This window comes from Pseudomonas sp. Van50 (genome assembly GCF_055390755.1).
In genome coordinates, this window is sequence record NZ_AP024343.1 from 3581868 (window position 1) to 3597519 (window position 15652).

Below are 15652 nucleotides of genomic sequence, written 5' to 3' on the forward strand. Positions count from 1 at the left end.
TTTGTCGTCGTTTGAATCAGCCCCTGGCTTTCAGGCTGCGCTCCATCCGTGCGAGGCCTTCCTCCAGCAATGCCCGCGGGCAGCCGAAGTTCAGGCGCACGAACTGCCCGGCATCGTCAGCAAAATCCAGCCCGACACTCAGCCCGACCTTGGCTTCTTTCAAGAAAAATCCTTGTGGGTCATCCAGCCCCAGCCCGGAGCAATCCAGCCAGGCCAGGTAAGTGCCCTGGGGCACGGTCATGGTGATGCCCGGCAGACGGGTGCTCACCGCCTCGACCAGGTAATCGCGGTTGGCTTGCAGATAGGCTTTCAAGGCCTCCAGCCATGGGCCGGCTTCGCTGTAGGCCGCACGGGTCGCTTCCAGGCCGAAGGCATTGACGCTGTCGACCATGCCGGCCCGCGCGTTGTTGACCCGCTCGCGCAGCTTGGCGTTCTGGATAATGGCGAACGATGTTTTCAGCCCGGCGATGTTGTAGGCCTTGCTGGCGGACATCAAGGTGATGGTGCGCTCGGCAATCTCCGGGCTGAGGGAGGCGGTCGGAATGTGCACGCGGCCGTCGAAGCACAATTCGGCATGGATTTCGTCGGAGATGATCCAGGCGTCCTGCGCCAGGCAAATGTCCGCCACGGCCTTGAGTTCTTCGCGGCCAAACACCTTGCCCAGCGGGTTGTGAGGGTTGCTCAGCAACAGGGCGCCGCCGCCCTGCAATGCTTCGCGCAACGCGGTCAAGGGCGTATGGAATTCACCCTTGACCGGGGTGAACGGCAACTCCACTTTGTTCAACTGCCAGTGACCGGGGGCGTGGCGCAGCGGAGGGTAGTTGGGCACCTGCACCACGACATTCTGTCGGGGTTCCACCAGGGCACGCAGCGCCATATTGAAACCCGGCTCGACGCCAGGCAGGAACACGATCTGCTGAGGCTCGACGCGCCAGGCGTACTTGCTCCACAGGTCTGCCACGATGGCCGCGCGCAGATTGTCCTGGGCGACGCTGTAGCCCAGCATCGGATGTTCGAGGCGCTTGTGCAGCGCGTCGATGACCACCGGCGGGGCGGGGAAATCCATGTCGGCCACCCACATTGGCAGCACATCGGCCGGGTAGCGGCTCCATTTGGTACTGCCGGTGCCGTGGCGCTCCAATACGGTGTCGAAATCGAAAGTCATGGGGGTTCCATCAGTCAGTCATGAGATGGCGCACATCATAAAGCAAAGACCGCCGAGAAAAGCTTGATGGCGCAGTGCCACCAATTGATGATAATCAGTTAAAGTTCCCTCTCGAAACGCCGCTAAGCCGTTAGCGGCACTCGGTAACGGACCTCCAAGTCTTTGAAAAGGACGACCCCCATGACATCGCCCGTGCGCTTTAACGATCACCACCGTAAAGCCGACCGCATCATGCTGGGGCTACTCTGGCTCACGTTGCTGTATTCCCTGAGCCTGGCGTTCCTGCACTCGACGTTCACCCAGGCGCTGCTGGTGGGGGCGACCACCTGCGTGGCGAGCACCACGCTTTATCGCGTCCTGGCCGGCACCCGGGCCATGCGCTGCGTCATCGCGGTGGCGCTGATGGTCATGGCGGCCTTGCACATCAACCAGACCCACGGCGTGATCGAATTCCACTTCGGGATCTTCGTGCTGCTGGCCGTGTTGACGTTCTACCGTGACTGGCTGCCGATTGTCGTTGCCGCCGCCACCATCGCGGTTCATCACCTTGGTTTTCACTGGCTTCAACACCAGGGTTATCCGGTATTCGTCATGGACACCCACGGTGGCTGGTCGATGATCTTTCTTCACGCGTTCTACGTGGTGGTGGAAAGCGTGATCCTGATTTACCTGGCGAACCAGAGCCTGGCCGACGCCACGGAAAACCAGGAGGTGCTCGATAAGGTGCTGGCGGCGGCCGCGCAGTTGAGCAACGACGCCGACAGGCAGCGCAGCGACGGCGTCAAGGTCTCTTCGAGTGAGCGTTTCGATCATTTCCTCCAGCAGGTCACCCAACTGGTGGATGGCGTGGTGCGCGACACCCGCAACCTCTCGGACCTGGGCCAGGACCTGTCCCAGGTTGGCCAGACCCTGGAAACCGGTGCCCGTCACCAACTCGACGAAGTGGCACAGATGAGCGGTGCGATCAGCCATCTGGTCGAGGCCATGGAAAACATCGCCGGCCATGTCGGCCAGACCCTGCAGCACGGTTGACCAGACCCGGGAGGAGATTGTCGAGCTGGCAGGGCGCATCAACCTGACCAACGAAACCGTGCAGGTCCTGGCCGACCAGGCGCAGCAGATCGGCCAGGTGCTGGATGTGATCAACGGCATTGCCGAACAGACCAACCTGCTGGCCCTCAATGCCGCCATCGAGGCGGCCCGGGCTGGCGAGCAGGGCCGCGGGTTCGCGGTGGTGGCCGACGAGGTCCGCACCCTGTCACAAAAGACCTCGACGTCCACCACCGAGATCCAACAGATCATCACCAAGCTGCAGCAAGGCAGCCGCCAGGCGGCCGTCGCGATGCAAGACAGCCGCGATGGGGTCGAGCGCTGCGTCTCCGCCAGCCAACTGGCTTCGCAACTGTTGCACGCCGTCGTCGAAGACATCGCCGTGATCAATCATTTCAACGACCTGATCGCCAGCACCACCCAAGAACAATCCAAGGCGTCGATGGGCATCAACCAGCGCCTGCAAAGCGTGCAGGCCGTGGCTGAGCGCAACGCCGACAACATTGGCATCCTGACTCGCAGCAGTCAGTGCTTGCCGCCGTTGGCAGAGCGGCTGGCGGTGTTGGGGCAGGCGTTTCATGGAAAGGGCGGGGTGGTCTGAAAAGGCCTATGAATCCAAGTATGGATAAAAAACGTTATGAAAAATTTCAAATATTTTGCGTTGATGTATCTAAATGATTGGCACCAGTGGGATCAACCCTTCTCGGAGCGTATATTTTCTAGCAATAAGACACAGAGTCTCCAAGCGTTCCACCACGCAGCGAAGTACTACAAGGTAACCCGAAATTTCCGCATCGATAAAACTGAAAGTCGTCTGCAAGGAGCGCTGGACTTGGTCAGGTCTGGCCGAGGAAAACTGACCGAAAAGAACGTATGCGAAAAAGTTAATCAACTCGCCCTTGCGTTTGAAAAACGCTATGGAAAAAACGCCGTATCCGCGGCCTCGAAATTTCTTTGGTTGCGCTACAAAAGCCCGGTCGTGATCTTTGATTCCCGAGCCAAGCAATGGCTAAACAAGAATGGCTACAAAGTGCCTAACCATTACGAGGGATACCGGGAGCAATGGCTCGCCGCGTTTTCTGACCACAGCCTGCAAATAGAACGAGCGTGCGCGGCATTGGTGAACGCACACGACTTTTCGATGGCATTTGAAAGCAGTCCCAAGGAAATCGTGCCCATCACGACATCGCTCTGGTTCAAGGAGCGAGTGTTCGACAAATACTTATGGTTCAACGCTGGGAACTGACGCAGCACCAGTGGCTGCGAACAGGAGGACGCGCTGGGTGTGAACTCAGCGCGCGTGACATCGAATGTGTCAGTGGCTAAACAAGCTAGAGTTGCTTCACCACGATAAAAACGAGCAGAGCGGTGGCAATCCCATAGACGATGGAAAGCGCAAGCGGATTGTTCGTGCATGTCGTCAACGGTGTAGGTGCACTGCGCCTGACGAAAAAGTTAATTGCGCCGATCCCGCCAATCATCATGATGGCCGTCGCTATGAACACGCCCAGCGGAAGGTAATCAGAAGATTTGAGCTCTACGATCGTGGCGACCAGGAGGAAGGAGGACGACAAGGTGATAATGGCGCCCAACGTCCACAACGAAAGATCGCCCGCCAGCCGGCGGACTACTCCTGCAAAACAGCCACCCATGAAGGCCTTACGTCTCGGATTCTTTACGCTGGCCTCGAGGTCCTTGAACATAAGCGCTGGTAGGCAGAGCAGGATCGACACGCTGCCCAGGCTATTCACCAACCGGCCCAGTGATTTACCCATTCGGTCCAGGTAGTCCAAAGGCGGAATGTTCAGCGTATGAATCGCAAAATAGGCCGCGATTATCGAAATGATTAACCAGACCAGCGCCCTGAATACGAGATCACGAACGAGATTTTGCTTTAGCCAGTCGTCAAACCGGTTTTTATCGGTGGACATAAAAATCCTTTTTAAATAGCGCTCATATGAGTGAAGGCCTAATGATATCAGCTGACGATGATGATACGGCTGTGACTGTTCGGACATTTGTGATGAGCACGGCGCAGTCATGATGCCGCGTATCCGGCATCTGCAGTGAAGGGTTGCCTGGAACAACGATTTTCCTGCCCGGGTCTATCCCCTGAAAACACCTTGGATCAGGCAACTATGCCGGCGGATCCGGCAAGCGGATTGGCGTTTCGCTCCACATACTCTCGCGGCCCGGAGGCCCTGCCACAGCTGTATCGCAGTGGCGGAGCCTGCCGAAGGCGGTCGAAAACATGTGTGCGAGTGCTTGATATGGAAAACAACACGGTCCGTTTTGCCTGCAACGGCTGCGGGATTTGCTGCAAAGGTCGGCTGATTCCACTGACGTTGGACGAGACGAGGCAATGGTTGCAACGCGGACATGAGGTGGCGGTCGTGCTGGAGGCGTTCGATGAGTCGAGCTGGCCTTCGGAGCCTCGACAATTCGCCCACAGCGCCCAAAGAGCCGTGGAAGTCACCAGTGGCGATGCCCGGATCCGAGTCGTTGCGGTGTTGGCCGGCAATGCCCTGACCCAGTGCCGCAATCTCGGCGACGACGGTCGTTGCGGCATCTATGAAGAGCGGCCGTTGGTCTGTCGAATCTACCCGATGGAAATCAATCCGCTCATTACCTTGCGTCCAGCCGACAAGGTCTGTCCTCCCGAGGTCTGGGAGACGGGGGAGGTCTTGTTTACCGACCGCGTCGTCGATCCGATCCTGGCCGATCAGATCGAACGTTCCCGCCAGGCGGACAGGGACGATGCCCAGGCCAAGATTGCGCTGTGTGAAGCGCTGGGTATGAACGTCGCCGCCTGGAAGGGCAATGCGTTGGCCGTTTACTTGCCTGATCGGGCGCAGTTGGCTGAAGCAATCGTTCGCTACGACCGCGCCCCGGAGGCACCGACTGGCCTGAACTGGAAAGTGCGGGTCGAAACGCCGGCCCTGGCCCAACGACTGCTGCAAGCAGGTGTCGCGCTGGATGATCAACGGTCAACCAGCTATATCTTCCAGGGACTTTAGTTTTCGAGTCCAGCCATCACTTTGTGCATTTTCAGTCCACGAAATATCTTGCAATACATAGGCTTGGATGACCTGTGCCGGTTTCGGCTCGTTGAATCGTGCAAGAATTTGCGCCAATCAGGCAAGCGACCCGAACCGCCGACCCAGCATACTGCGTCCATATTGATCAACGATTTGCGGTGATGCCGAGCAGTGTTCGGCATCACCGCAAGTCGTGGGCCCGATCTTTCAAGGAGTGAAGTGTGCACACCGATTTCAAAAGCGACACGGCCGCCCCAGACCTCAGTCGCCTGGCCGGCTCGGTCAGCCAGCTTGTGCCCGGCGAGGGTGACCAGATGACTGCCATCGCCGGTTTGAGCCTGCATCGGCGCAAGGCAATCACCGCGCCCATGCACTGCATCTACGGCCTGGGCATTGGCGTGACCTTGCAAGGCCGCAAGCAAGCCATGATCGGGGACGAGATCCTGACCTACGCTCCCGGCCAGTCCATGGTGACTTGCGTGGACCTGCCGGTCATTTCCCACGTCTCCCAGGCCAGCGTCGCCAAACCGTTCCTGGGCCTGATGCTGAGATTCGACAGCACGATGGTGATGCAAGTGGCCGAGCGCATGCAGCTGTCACAACGCATGAAAGACGACGCGTTTCGACCGATTACCGTACAGGCGCTGGATGCCGGGGTGCTGGATGCCCTGAGGCGTTTGATAGACCTGCTGGACGAGCCGCAGTTGCTTGAGACCGTGGCCCCGCTGATCAAGGAAGAAGTTGTCGCTCGCCTGCTGAACGGTGCCCATGCACCGCAGTTGCTGCATGTCATCGCCGCCGGTTCACCCAGCCAACACATTGCCAAGACGGTCGCCTGGCTGAAACTGAATTTTCGCCAGGCGTTGCGCATGGACGACCTGGCGGCGCAAGCGCACATGAGTCCTTCCACTTTCCGCCAGCATTTTCGGACCGTGACCGGGATGAGCCCGTTGCAATACCAGAAGCAACTGCGGCTGCAAGCTGCTCGGCAATTGATGTTGAGCCAGAAGGTCGACGCGAGCAGTGCAGGGGGCTGGTTGGCTACGAAAGTGCCTCGCAGTTCAGCCGTGAATACAGCCGCCTGTTTGGAGAGCCCCCGCAGCGGGATATCAAGCGGATTCGCTTGTGATCGTGAGGCTTGCCTGGCATTGCGGCCAGGCAGCCTCAAGCGCCGCTCACGCCAACTTGAACGGCAATTCACGCATGGGTTTACCGGTCAGGCTCGCCACCGCGTTCGCAAACGCCGGGGCTAACGCTGGCAGGCCGGGTTCGCCCATTCCCGTGGGCGGCTCGGCACTGGGCACGATGTGGACAGCGAATTCCGGCATGTCGGTAATGCGCGGCACGCTGAAGTCAGCAAAATTGCTCTGCTGCACGACGCCGTCTTTCAGGGTGATGGCACCACCGGGCAGGCACATCGACAGGCCCATCAGCGCCGCGCCCTGGACCTGGGCCTCGACACTGCGTGGGTTGACGGCCAGGTTGCAGTGCACGCCAGCGGTCACGTTGTGCAGCACCGGACGGCCATCCTGCACCGAGGCTTCGACCACATAAGCCACCACCGAACTGAACGACTCGTGGACCGCCACGCCCCAGGCACGGCCCGCCGGTAGCTGGCGCTTGCCGTACTCGCTCTTGTCCACGGCCAATTGCAGCGCCGCGCGATGGCGTGGGCTCTGGTCGCCAAACAGCTTCATCCGGTAGGCCACCGGATCCTGTTTGGTGGTGCGGGCGATCTCGTCGATCAGTGTTTCCATCACAAAAGCCGTATGGGTGGAACCGACGCTGCGCCACCACAGTACGGGGACGTTGAGTTTCGGGTGATGCACCGTCAGCCGCATGGGCAGCGGATACGGGTCGCGCAGGCCCTCGGTGGCGGTCGGGTCGATGCCATTTTTCACCCGCCCGCCAAACACGGTACCGGTGATGATCGATTGGCCAACCAAGGCGTGGTCCCAGGCGAGAACCTTGCCACTGTCATCAAAACCGATGCGCGCACGGTGCAGGTGCATGGGGCGGTAGTAGCCGCCCTTGATGTCGTCTTCCCGGCTCCAGAGTGTGCGGATAGGCGCATCGACCCCAGCGGTGCGGGCGGCCTTGGCCACTTCGCAAGCCAGTACCACGAAATCGTTGGTGGGTACGCCGCGCCGGCCAAAACCTCCACCAGCGGTTTGTACATTCACCTGGATCTGCTCGGGCTTGAGGTCCAGCACCTTGGCGGCGGCCGCCGCATCGCCGCCCGGGAATTGCGTGCCGACCCACAACTGAGCGCCATTTTTGCCGGCAAGCTGCACGGTGCAATTGAGCGGTTCCATGGGGGCATGGGCGAGGTAGGGGAACAGGAACTCGGCCTCCAGTCGATGCGGCGCCGTGGCGAGTGGCGTCATGTCGGCATCGAAGTGCAACGGGCCGGGCTGGCTGGCCAGTTCGCGGTATTGGGCCAATTGTTTTTCGCTGTCCACCTTTTCCACGGCGGACGCATTCCATTCCACCTTCAGTGCATCGCGTGCCAGCTTCGCCTGCCAGTAACTGTCGGCAACCACCGCGACACCTTCGGCGCCGCCATCCAGCGGTACGCGCAACACGGCCTTCACGCCTTTGGTGGCCCGCGCCGCGCTGTCGTCCAGAGCAGCGATTCTGGCGCCGAACACCGGTGGCCGGGCGACGACCGCCGTGAGTTGCCCCGGCAGGTGCATGTCGATACCGAAATCCTGCTGGCCGCTGCTCTTGGCCTTGGCATCGATGCGTGTGGTGGCCTGGCCGATGATGCGGAAATCCTTGGGGTCCTTGAGCGTGATCTGCTCGGGTACAGGCATCGCCATCGCCGCTTGCGCCAGTTCGCCGTAGCTCGCTTTACGGCCCGCCGGGCCGAGCACCATGCCGGCCTGGGTACTCAGGCTCGCCACGTCCACGTTCCAGCGTGCGGCGGCCGCACTCAGCAGCATGGCGCGCGCACGGGCGCCAAGTTCGCGGTACTGGGTGTAGCTGTTCTTGATCGTGTTGGAACCACCCGTGAGGTGGATGCCGAACGCCGGGTCCATGTAGGCCGCGTCGTTGCTGCCGTTGCGACTGCGCACCAGGCTCCAGTCGGCATCCAGTTCTTCGGCGAGAATCATGGGCAGGCCGGTCTGCACGCCCTGGCCGAATTCCAACCGATTGATGGTGACCGTGACCTCGCCATTGGGCGCGATCTGCACGAAGGCGGAGGGTTGCTGGGTCGGTTTGAGCGGCGCTGCGACGGCGCCATTGGCTTCCTGCGCCAGGGCCAGGTGTGGAAACGCCCCCAAGGCCAGCCCGCCGATGCCGACGATCTTGAGGAAGCTGCGCCGGGGCAGGGCAGCGGGGCCGTCAGCCTCGTCACGTTCAAGCATATGTTGCAAGGCGCGGGGGAGCTCGTTTGGGAAGATCTCGTTCAGCATGGTCAGCTCCGATCAGGCAATGGCTTTGGCGGCATCAGCCACCGCGGCGCGGATTCGGGCGTAGGTGCCACAGCGGCAGATATTGCCGGCCATGGCCGAGTCGATCTCGGCCGCCGTGGGCTGCTTGCCCTTGGGCTGGGCCTTGAGAAAAGCCGTTGCGCTCATGATCTGGCCACTCTGGCAGTAGCCGCATTGCGCCACGTCGTGTTTGACCCACGCCTCGTGCACGGCGCTGCCCACCGGATCACTGCCGTCGGTTGCCGCTTCGATGGTGGTGATCTTCTTGCCGACGGCGGCGGCGATGGGCGTCACGCAGGAACGAATGGCCTGGCCATCCAGGTGCACGGTGCAGGCGCCACACAGCGCAGCGCCGCAGCCGAACTTGGTGCCGGTCATGCCCAGCGTGTCGCGCAGGGTCCAGAGGATAGGGGTGCCAGGGTCGACGTCGACCGTGTATTCACGGCCGTTGATGTTCAGGGCGCTCATAGGGGGACCAGCTCCAGATGGTTTGGCTCTGGTTAACTATAGGAAGGAATGGTTGGAGTGGGTTGCACGATTCGGGCTGATTATTGCCTGATCATGCGAATCAGCGTGCCCCGTGGAGGTGCACGCTGTTGTTGTCAGTGACTGATGTCTATCGTTGATGGCTATTCATGAGCGCATGCATGTTCAGCGCAGGTTTGCTGTAAACCCGTACTGGCTGGCCGACCACACCACCGCCAACGTCAGCAGCAGGAGAACGACCAGGACCGGCGCAAACGCCACGACCCCCAGGTGGTCGAGCAGGATGCCGCCGACGATCCCGCCGCCGGCAATGGCCAGGTTCCAGGCCGTGACCAGCATTGACTGGGCCAGATCCGCCGCATCTCCGGCTGTCTTGGCGATGGCCGTCTGGAACAGCGTCCCGGCCCCTCCGAAAGCGATTCCCCAAGCGGCCACGGCGATATACACCGCCGCAGGCCTGTCGCTCATTGCCCCTAGCATCATTGCCGAAAGGGCGAACAGCACTGTACCTGCGAGCGTCAACGCCCGCAGATGGCGATCGATCAGCACGCCGACCACCCAGATCCCCAGTAACGACGCGACGCCAAAGACCAACAGGACCAGATCCGTCCGCTCGCCCAGGCCCGCCGTCGTCAAAAATGGAGCGATGTAGGTAAAGAGAATGTTGTGCGCCAGGACAAAAGCCAGTACCACGAACAACACCGAGCGAACGCCTGGCAGAGTGAAGACCTGGCCCAAGGCAAGCCGTTTGTTGGAGGCCTGTCCGGGAAAGTCAGGCACCTTGAGTCGTACCCAGACCATCAAGGCCACGGCGAACAGGCTCATGATGGCGAAGCTCATTCGCCAGCCGACCAGGTTGCCGAGCAGCGTGCCAGCCGGCACGCCCAGGGACAACGCCAAGGGCGCGCCCACCATGGCGATTGCAATCGCTCGACCCTTCTGGCTTTCGGGCACCATGCGGGCGGCATAACCGGCCAACAAAGCCCACAGCAGCCCGGCCGATACGCCACCCAGCAAGCGCGCGACAATCGTCAAACCATAGTGGGTAGAGAACGTCGTGACGGTATTGGCAACGGCGAAACCGGCGATTGCCGTTAGCAAGAGCGATCTGCGTCGCATGCCTTGGGTCGCGGCGGTCAATGGAATGGCCGCCAGCAAGGAGCCTATCGCGTAGACCGTTACCAGTTGGCCGGCAAGGGCTTCGGAGATCGCCAGCCCTTCGCTGATCTGTGAAAGAAGCCCGGCGGGCAAGGCCTCGGTGAGGATGGTCACGAACGCCGCCAGTGCGAGGGCAAACAGTGATCCGATGGGGAGCGGCGCAGTGTCTTGAATGACCTCGGCATCGGCATCGGCATCGGCATCGGCATCGGCATCGATAGGGGGGTTGGCAATCGTCATGTGTCACCTGCTGGAGCGCTCCTGACCCGCCGGGACGACGCGGTCAATCGCAGATTGATAAGTGTCGACTACGGTAGGTGCCCCTCTTTGTCGAGACAAGAATGCTAGAGTGCACAACACATCGGAAAAAATGTCCGCAATGGGAGGCTGGCGTGGAATCACTGAGCGGGATTGATTTTTTTGTGCGCGCGGCCGAAACCCGCAGTTTTTCAGAGGCGGGCAGGGCGCTGGGCATTTCGTCTTCGGCGGTGGGCAAAAGCGTCGCCCGGCTCGAGGAACGGCTGGGTGTGCGGCTGTTTCACCGCAGCACGCGAAGTATCACGCTGACGGCGGAAGGGACGCTGTTTCTCGAACGTTGCCGGCGCATTCTCTGCGAAGTCGAAGCGGCCGAACAGGAGCTGTCGCAAACCCGCAAGGCGCCACGGGGCAAACTGCGCGTGAGCCTGCCCCTCGTTGCGGACCTGGTCATGCCGACGCTGATCGCCTTCATGCGGCGCTACCCCAGTATTGAACTGGACCTGGATTTTTCCGACAGGCTGGTGGACATCATCGAGGAGGGTTTCGATGCGGTCATTCGGACCGGAGAGCCGAACGACTCCCGGCTGATGTCCCGTCCGTTGGGCCCGTTCAAGCTCGTTGTGGTCGGTTCGCCCCGGTACTTCGCCGAACACGGCACACCGCACGTACCGACGGATCTTCTGCGCCATGCCTGCCTGTTATACAAGTTTCCCAGTACTGGCAGGATGCAAGTCTGGCCGGTAAACGGGGACGGGGAGCCGGAACTCAACCTGCCGGCGAACCTGGTCTGCAACACCACCGAGGCGTTGCTGCACGTGGTGCATGATGCGCTGGGGATTGCCTGCGTGCCGGATTTCACTGTGCGTGAGGCCATCGCGGCCGGTGAGCTGGTCACCGTCCTGGACGACTTCAACAGGCATCAGAGCACCTTCCGCATGCTCTGGCCCTCAAGCAAACACCTGGCGCCGAAACTGCGGGTATTCATTGACTTCATGAGCAGTGAGTTATTCAAGTGACTGAACCATCGCCATCGCGAGCAGGCTCGCGCCCACCTTCAATCTTCAGCAGGCACAACACTCATGTCCACCTCCAGCCCCACAGGGGAAATGTGCTGGCCATAGAGCAAGTGGGCTGCTAGCTGCAGTCTTTCTGTTTGCACGGGTGCGCGTCCCGGGAGCGCCATTCCTTGACCAGCTGTTGCCGGGGACGGGCGTAGCGCTCCTCCAGGAAACCCACCTCGACGATCCGGTCCGTTCGGAACAAACGATAGTCGCCGCGCAGTTCGCACCAGCCTGCGATATACCGCTGCGCCTCGACGAACCCCAGCATGATCGGCCAGAGGGTTCGTTGCGTCTGCTCCCCATTTTCGTCCTTGTAGACGATCTGCATTTTGCGTTGTTCGCGAAGCGCCAGCCGGACCTGCGCCAGATCCAGCGCCGCCGGGGCGCCTTGATTGCGGCTGACGTAAATCGTGTCGTTGTCCAAGGTCCGCCGCATGTGTGGCGGCAGGACGCTGTCGATCTTGGCCAATGCGTTTTGAACGGCGTGGGCCAGGCCTTCATCGGTTTGGCGGCTGACCCATTGCGCGCCGGCCATCAGTGCCTGAATTTCTTCCTCGGTGAAACTCAATGGCGGCAACAGAAAACCCGGACGCAAGATGTAGCCAACACCGGGCTCGCCAACGATGTCCGCCCCCATCGACTGCAGCGTGATGACGTCCCGTCGGATGGTACGCAATGAGACATTCAGCTCACGGGATAGCGTGACACCGGAAACCGTTCCGCGATGACGCCGAAGCACTTGCATGAGGTCGAATAATCTATGGCTTCTTGACACGCTTCAGTCCATGGCTACAAGGGCCTTGCCACGCAGTTTCCTGCCTCCCTCGATGGCCGCGACAAGCTGGATCGCATCGTCAAGAGGCACCACTTGCGCCACAGGAAGCCGGAAGCTGCCATTCTGGGCGGCTTGGGCGAGCGTGTCGAGGACCTCGGGGCGCGGTGTGCAGATGATGGGTTTCAGGCGCTTATCAAAAAAGGAGCGAATGAATTTGCCGGGGCTTGGATTCAGATCCAGCAGCACGCCGCCTTTACGCAGCAGGTTGAGGCCGACCGGCAGGGCCATGGTGGCTGCCGTGTCATACACCACATCAAAACGTTCAGGCAGCCTGGACAGATCGGTTTTGCGATAGTCGTGAACCGTATCGACCCCCAGTTGCCGCGCCCGCCCTAGCGTCTCTTCACTGCACGAACCGGTGATAGTGGCCCCCACCATGCGCGCTATTTGCACGCAGGCTTCACCGACCGCGCCACTGCAACCGTTGATGAAGACGCGCTGGCCCGCGGTCAGCCCGGCCTTGTCCCGCAATCCGTTCCAGGCTGTCGTTCCCGGAGTCCCGAGGCAAGCGGCTTGTTCAAAGGAGACATTCTCGGGTTTGCTGGCCAGCAGCGATTCCTTGGTGACCACGGCTTCTGCCAGCGCACCACTTTCCTTGAAGCGAGCGAGACCAAAAACAGCATCACCCACTTTAAACCGCGTCACGTTGCTGCCCACCGCCATGACGACGCCGGAGAAATCCATGCCCATGGCCCGGGGGAAGGACCTGCCCGTAACGATCTTCATCTGCCCGCTGCGCAACTTCCAGTCGATAGGGTTGATGGCGGCGAATCTGACTTTCACAGCGACTTCGCCTTGACCCGGTGAAGCCAACGTAAAGGCTTCGAGCTTCATCACCTGCGGCCCGCCGTAATTGTGATACTGGATACGCTTCATAGCCGACGCTTACTCTGGATGATTGGTGAGGTAGAAACAGGGATGGGGCAGGGGCGTTGTTTCCAGCGCATCGTTTCCTGCGGCCAACCATTTCACTCTAACCATCGACAGGGTCAGTTTCTGTCACCATTGTTTTGCCAGGCTATAAGCACGAGCGGCCGCTGGGGCCCACGTTCAGATCAAGGGGCCTTGTTCTCCACCAGGCAGTTGCCGCCATCCACCACGATGACTTCGCCCGTGATGTAGCTCGCCTCTGAAGACGCCAGAAAAGCCACCAGTGCCGCCACCTCTTCGGGACGTCCCGCCCGGCCCATCGGCGTGTAGCCTGCCGCCTTGGCTTCCTCGGCAGTGGTCGAACCCGTGCTGATCCAGCCGGGAGCGACGCTGTTTACAGTCACTCCTTGCTTGGCGACTTCCAGCGCCAGGCTCATGCTCATTCCGACCATCGCGGCCTTCGCGGCGCTGTAAGCCGCTTCACCGGGGTTACTGCAGCGGGTGCCGGTCGTGGAGCTGATGTTGACGATGCGCCCGTATCGGCGCGCCCGCATGCCGGGCAGAACAGCCCGTGTCAGCAGAAAAGCCGTGGTGAGATTGCGCGCCAGTGTCAGGTTCCAGGTGTGCAGGTCCATGATCGCCAGCTCGGAAAAGCACTCCGGACTGCCTTGCATGGCCATACCCGCGTTGTTCACCAGAATATCGACCTGCCCCCAGACGGACTCTGCCCACACCATAAACTCACGCACCTGGTTTTCATCGGTAAGATCGATGGCCCGCCCTTCGACTTCGAACCCTTCGGCACGCAATTCCGCGACGCGCTCAAGGATGCGTGCACTGCTCGCGGTGATGATCAATCGGGCGCCGGCGGCGCCCAGCCTGCGCGCGATCGCCATGCCGATGCCGATCTCACTGCCAACCCCACTGATGAGTGCCACAGGGTTCTGTCCAGTTGCGTTAGGCATGGTGCCTCCAGAGGGGATAAGTGATTGCCAGGTGTCGGAGCGCTATATAAACATCCTGATCAACGCCCGAACAGCGCCGTCATTCCCAACAAGCGCTTTTGCCGCCAAGCCGGTGCGCTGGTAGGGAAAAGCACTTCGTCTGGCCGGAAGCGGGCGAGACCGCAGGCCGCGGCGATGCGCTGGCGTTGCTGGCCGCGGACAAGGGCTTGCTGAAAGCAGTGTTCGCTATGGGCCAATCCCAGCATGTAACGAGTCCCCACCTGAAAGTGTCCGCCGTTGGCTTGCCACCATCGTTCGATTGCCTGCGGGTCGGGCCAAGGCAGGTTTTCATCGGGGTCCATGGCGACATTGGGATCTTCAGGGTTGTCGTTCGGGCCTGCATCGAAATCCGGCAGGTCCTGCAACTCCAGATCAAGCAACGCCAGGTCAGCGCCGCTGATCAGGCTGAAGGCTTCACCGGCGACGCGGGCGTAGGGCGGGTCGCTCATCTGCTGGATCAACCAGGGCACGCTGACCGGATCGCCCAGCAATCCAAGGGCCTGGAGGCCGATGCGCCGATCCCGGGGATCCTGTACCAATTGCCGTATCCAGGCGATGCTGAGTTCGCGTTCTTGCCAAGCCAGCAGTACGCAGAGCGCGCGGTACTGGAACTCGCCCGGTTGCTCGGCGAATGAGCGTAGAGGCTCCAACGCCTGCTGGTCGCCCATTTGGACAGTGGCCCAATTGGCCCAGAAGCGCGTGGCGGCGTCCTCATGCTGGCGGTGGGCACGCATCGTCGGGAACAGGTCACGCCGGCGCAATTCGCCAACCGTGCGGGCGGCACGTGCCAGCACGCTTGGGTCGGCATCGGAAAGTCCGGCCAGCAGGGCGGGGCCGGGGTCGCGGCGATGCATGCCGCAGGCCGCAAGGCCGAGACGGCGAAACAGCGGCTCGGGGGAGGCGAGCATACGTTCTATCCACGGAGACACCCGTTCCCAGTCGAGCCAGCCCAGGGCCATCAGGTAACCGCGCTCCGTTTCCAAGGCTCTGCGCAACTGCTCGCTGAGCCGCGACAGCACTTTGCCGTTGGCCGCCTCGAAAGCCAGCACCACGCTGGCGAACATCTCGCCGATGGCGTGTGGGCCGAGTTGGCCCAGCAGCGCTTCCAGCCCCGCTGGGCCGGCGATACGCAGGCCATCGAGATGGGCGTCGATGCGGTTGTCGAGCGTGCCGAGGTGGTCCAGATCGTAGTGTGGCGCACGTACGGCATAGTCCCTTAGCACTGCGAGGAAACTGGCCTCTTCGGTGTGTTGGTCGAGAATCGGTGACAAACTTTCCATGTGTTTCTCT

13 protein-coding genes and 2 pseudogenes are annotated in these 15652 nt (G+C 61.1%); 6 read left to right on the forward strand and 9 right to left on the reverse strand.

Features of this window, described 5'->3' with window-relative positions:
- Positions 1-16: 16 nt before the first annotated feature.
- The gene (locus ACZ5M5_RS15220; RefSeq protein WP_464737525.1) at positions 17-1165 is read right to left on the reverse strand and encodes a MalY/PatB family protein; all 1149 of its coding nucleotides are present in this window, start codon (positions 1163-1165) and stop codon (positions 17-19) included.
- Between the two features lie 180 nt (positions 1166-1345).
- Between ACZ5M5_RS15220 and ACZ5M5_RS15225 the strand changes: the two genes are divergently transcribed.
- From ACZ5M5_RS15225 to ACZ5M5_RS15235, 3 genes and pseudogenes are all read left to right on the forward strand, one after another.
- Complete coding sequence (locus tag ACZ5M5_RS15225) at positions 1346-2197, forward strand: hypothetical protein (RefSeq protein WP_464737526.1); 852 nt, start codon at positions 1346-1348, stop codon at positions 2195-2197.
- A gap of 85 nt (positions 2198-2282) precedes the next feature.
- Positions 2283-2816: pseudogene (locus tag ACZ5M5_RS15230) on the forward strand (methyl-accepting chemotaxis protein); the annotation flags it as partial.
- A 36-nt stretch (positions 2817-2852) separates the two neighbouring features.
- Entirely contained in the window at positions 2853-3461 is a 609-nt protein-coding gene (locus tag ACZ5M5_RS15235; RefSeq protein ID WP_103308082.1) for a hypothetical protein, read from the forward strand.
- 85 nt (positions 3462-3546) lie between these two features.
- Here the strand turns inward: ACZ5M5_RS15235 and ACZ5M5_RS15240 are convergent, their stop codons facing one another.
- Positions 3547-4146, reverse strand: coding sequence for a hypothetical protein (locus tag ACZ5M5_RS15240; protein ID WP_103308081.1), 600 nt, complete (start codon positions 4144-4146; stop codon positions 3547-3549).
- Between the two features lie 339 nt (positions 4147-4485).
- Between ACZ5M5_RS15240 and ACZ5M5_RS15245 the strand changes: the two genes are divergently transcribed.
- Both ACZ5M5_RS15245 and ACZ5M5_RS15250 read left to right on the forward strand, forming a co-directional pair.
- Complete coding sequence (locus tag ACZ5M5_RS15245; protein ID WP_464737527.1) at positions 4486-5232, forward strand: YkgJ family cysteine cluster protein; 747 nt, start codon at positions 4486-4488, stop codon at positions 5230-5232.
- Between the two features lie 242 nt (positions 5233-5474).
- Positions 5475-6382 (forward strand): annotated as a pseudogene (locus ACZ5M5_RS15250) (AraC family transcriptional regulator).
- A 46-nt stretch (positions 6383-6428) separates the two neighbouring features.
- On the opposite strand, the gene ACZ5M5_RS15255 reads toward ACZ5M5_RS15250, so the two are convergent.
- The 3 genes from ACZ5M5_RS15255 to ACZ5M5_RS15265 all read right to left on the reverse strand — a co-directional run bounded on the left by ACZ5M5_RS15255 (position 6429) and on the right by ACZ5M5_RS15265 (position 10574).
- Positions 6429-8672: a xanthine dehydrogenase family protein molybdopterin-binding subunit gene (locus ACZ5M5_RS15255; protein WP_103308079.1), complete on the reverse strand. Its 2244-nt coding sequence runs from the start codon at positions 8670-8672 to the stop codon at positions 6429-6431.
- A gap of 12 nt (positions 8673-8684) precedes the next feature.
- On the reverse strand, positions 8685-9158 hold the full coding sequence (locus tag ACZ5M5_RS15260; RefSeq protein ID WP_060742386.1) for a (2Fe-2S)-binding protein: 474 nt from the start codon (positions 9156-9158) through the stop codon (positions 8685-8687).
- A gap of 183 nt (positions 9159-9341) precedes the next feature.
- Positions 9342-10574, reverse strand: coding sequence for an MFS transporter (locus ACZ5M5_RS15265; protein WP_464737528.1), 1233 nt, complete (start codon positions 10572-10574; stop codon positions 9342-9344).
- 152 nt (positions 10575-10726) lie between these two features.
- Here ACZ5M5_RS15265 and ACZ5M5_RS15270 point away from each other — a divergent pair, with 152 nt between their 5' ends.
- Entirely contained in the window at positions 10727-11608 is an 882-nt protein-coding gene (locus tag ACZ5M5_RS15270) for a LysR family transcriptional regulator (protein ID WP_464737529.1), read from the forward strand.
- A gap of 118 nt (positions 11609-11726) precedes the next feature.
- Here the strand turns inward: ACZ5M5_RS15270 and ACZ5M5_RS15275 are convergent, their stop codons facing one another.
- From ACZ5M5_RS15275 to ACZ5M5_RS15290, 4 genes are all read right to left on the reverse strand, one after another.
- A complete protein-coding gene (locus tag ACZ5M5_RS15275; RefSeq protein ID WP_203225767.1) occupies positions 11727-12428 on the reverse strand; it encodes a helix-turn-helix transcriptional regulator in 702 nt (233 codons plus the stop codon).
- A 3-nt stretch (positions 12429-12431) separates the two neighbouring features.
- Positions 12432-13364, reverse strand: coding sequence for an NAD(P)-dependent alcohol dehydrogenase (locus ACZ5M5_RS15280; protein ID WP_103308077.1), 933 nt, complete (start codon positions 13362-13364; stop codon positions 12432-12434).
- Between the two features lie 179 nt (positions 13365-13543).
- Positions 13544-14323 (reverse strand): SDR family NAD(P)-dependent oxidoreductase, encoded by a 780-nt coding sequence (locus ACZ5M5_RS15285; RefSeq protein ID WP_060742382.1) that lies wholly within the window; start codon positions 14321-14323, stop codon positions 13544-13546.
- Positions 14324-14382: 59 nt separating this feature from the next.
- Positions 14383-15642 carry a TIGR02270 family protein gene (locus ACZ5M5_RS15290; protein WP_464737530.1) on the reverse strand — a complete coding sequence of 420 codons (1260 nt, stop codon included), beginning with the start codon at positions 15640-15642 and terminating at the stop codon, positions 14383-14385.
- Positions 15643-15652 lie beyond the last annotated feature (10 nt).

Excerpts from the sequence above, each read along its gene's own strand:
- ACZ5M5_RS15220 (WP_464737525.1), bottom strand. The coding sequence starts at position 1,165 with ATGACTTTCGATTTCGACACCGTATTGGAGCGCCACGGCACCGGCAGT.
- ACZ5M5_RS15225 (WP_464737526.1), top strand. The coding sequence starts at position 1,346 with ATGACATCGCCCGTGCGCTTTAACGATCACCACCGTAAAGCCGACCGC.
- ACZ5M5_RS15235 (WP_103308082.1), top strand. The coding sequence starts at position 2,853 with ATGAAAAATTTCAAATATTTTGCGTTGATGTATCTAAATGATTGGCAC.
- ACZ5M5_RS15240 (WP_103308081.1), bottom strand. The coding sequence starts at position 4,146 with ATGTCCACCGATAAAAACCGGTTTGACGACTGGCTAAAGCAAAATCTC.
- ACZ5M5_RS15245 (WP_464737527.1), top strand. The coding sequence starts at position 4,486 with ATGGAAAACAACACGGTCCGTTTTGCCTGCAACGGCTGCGGGATTTGC.
- ACZ5M5_RS15255 (WP_103308079.1), bottom strand. The coding sequence starts at position 8,672 with ATGCTGAACGAGATCTTCCCAAACGAGCTCCCCCGCGCCTTGCAACAT.
- ACZ5M5_RS15260 (WP_060742386.1), bottom strand. The coding sequence starts at position 9,158 with ATGAGCGCCCTGAACATCAACGGCCGTGAATACACGGTCGACGTCGAC.
- ACZ5M5_RS15265 (WP_464737528.1), bottom strand. The coding sequence starts at position 10,574 with ATGACGATTGCCAACCCCCCTATCGATGCCGATGCCGATGCCGATGCC.
- ACZ5M5_RS15280 (WP_103308077.1), bottom strand. The coding sequence starts at position 13,364 with ATGAAGCGTATCCAGTATCACAATTACGGCGGGCCGCAGGTGATGAAG.
- ACZ5M5_RS15285 (WP_060742382.1), bottom strand. The coding sequence starts at position 14,323 with ATGCCTAACGCAACTGGACAGAACCCTGTGGCACTCATCAGTGGGGTT.
- ACZ5M5_RS15290 (WP_464737530.1), bottom strand. The coding sequence starts at position 15,642 with ATGGAAAGTTTGTCACCGATTCTCGACCAACACACCGAAGAGGCCAGT.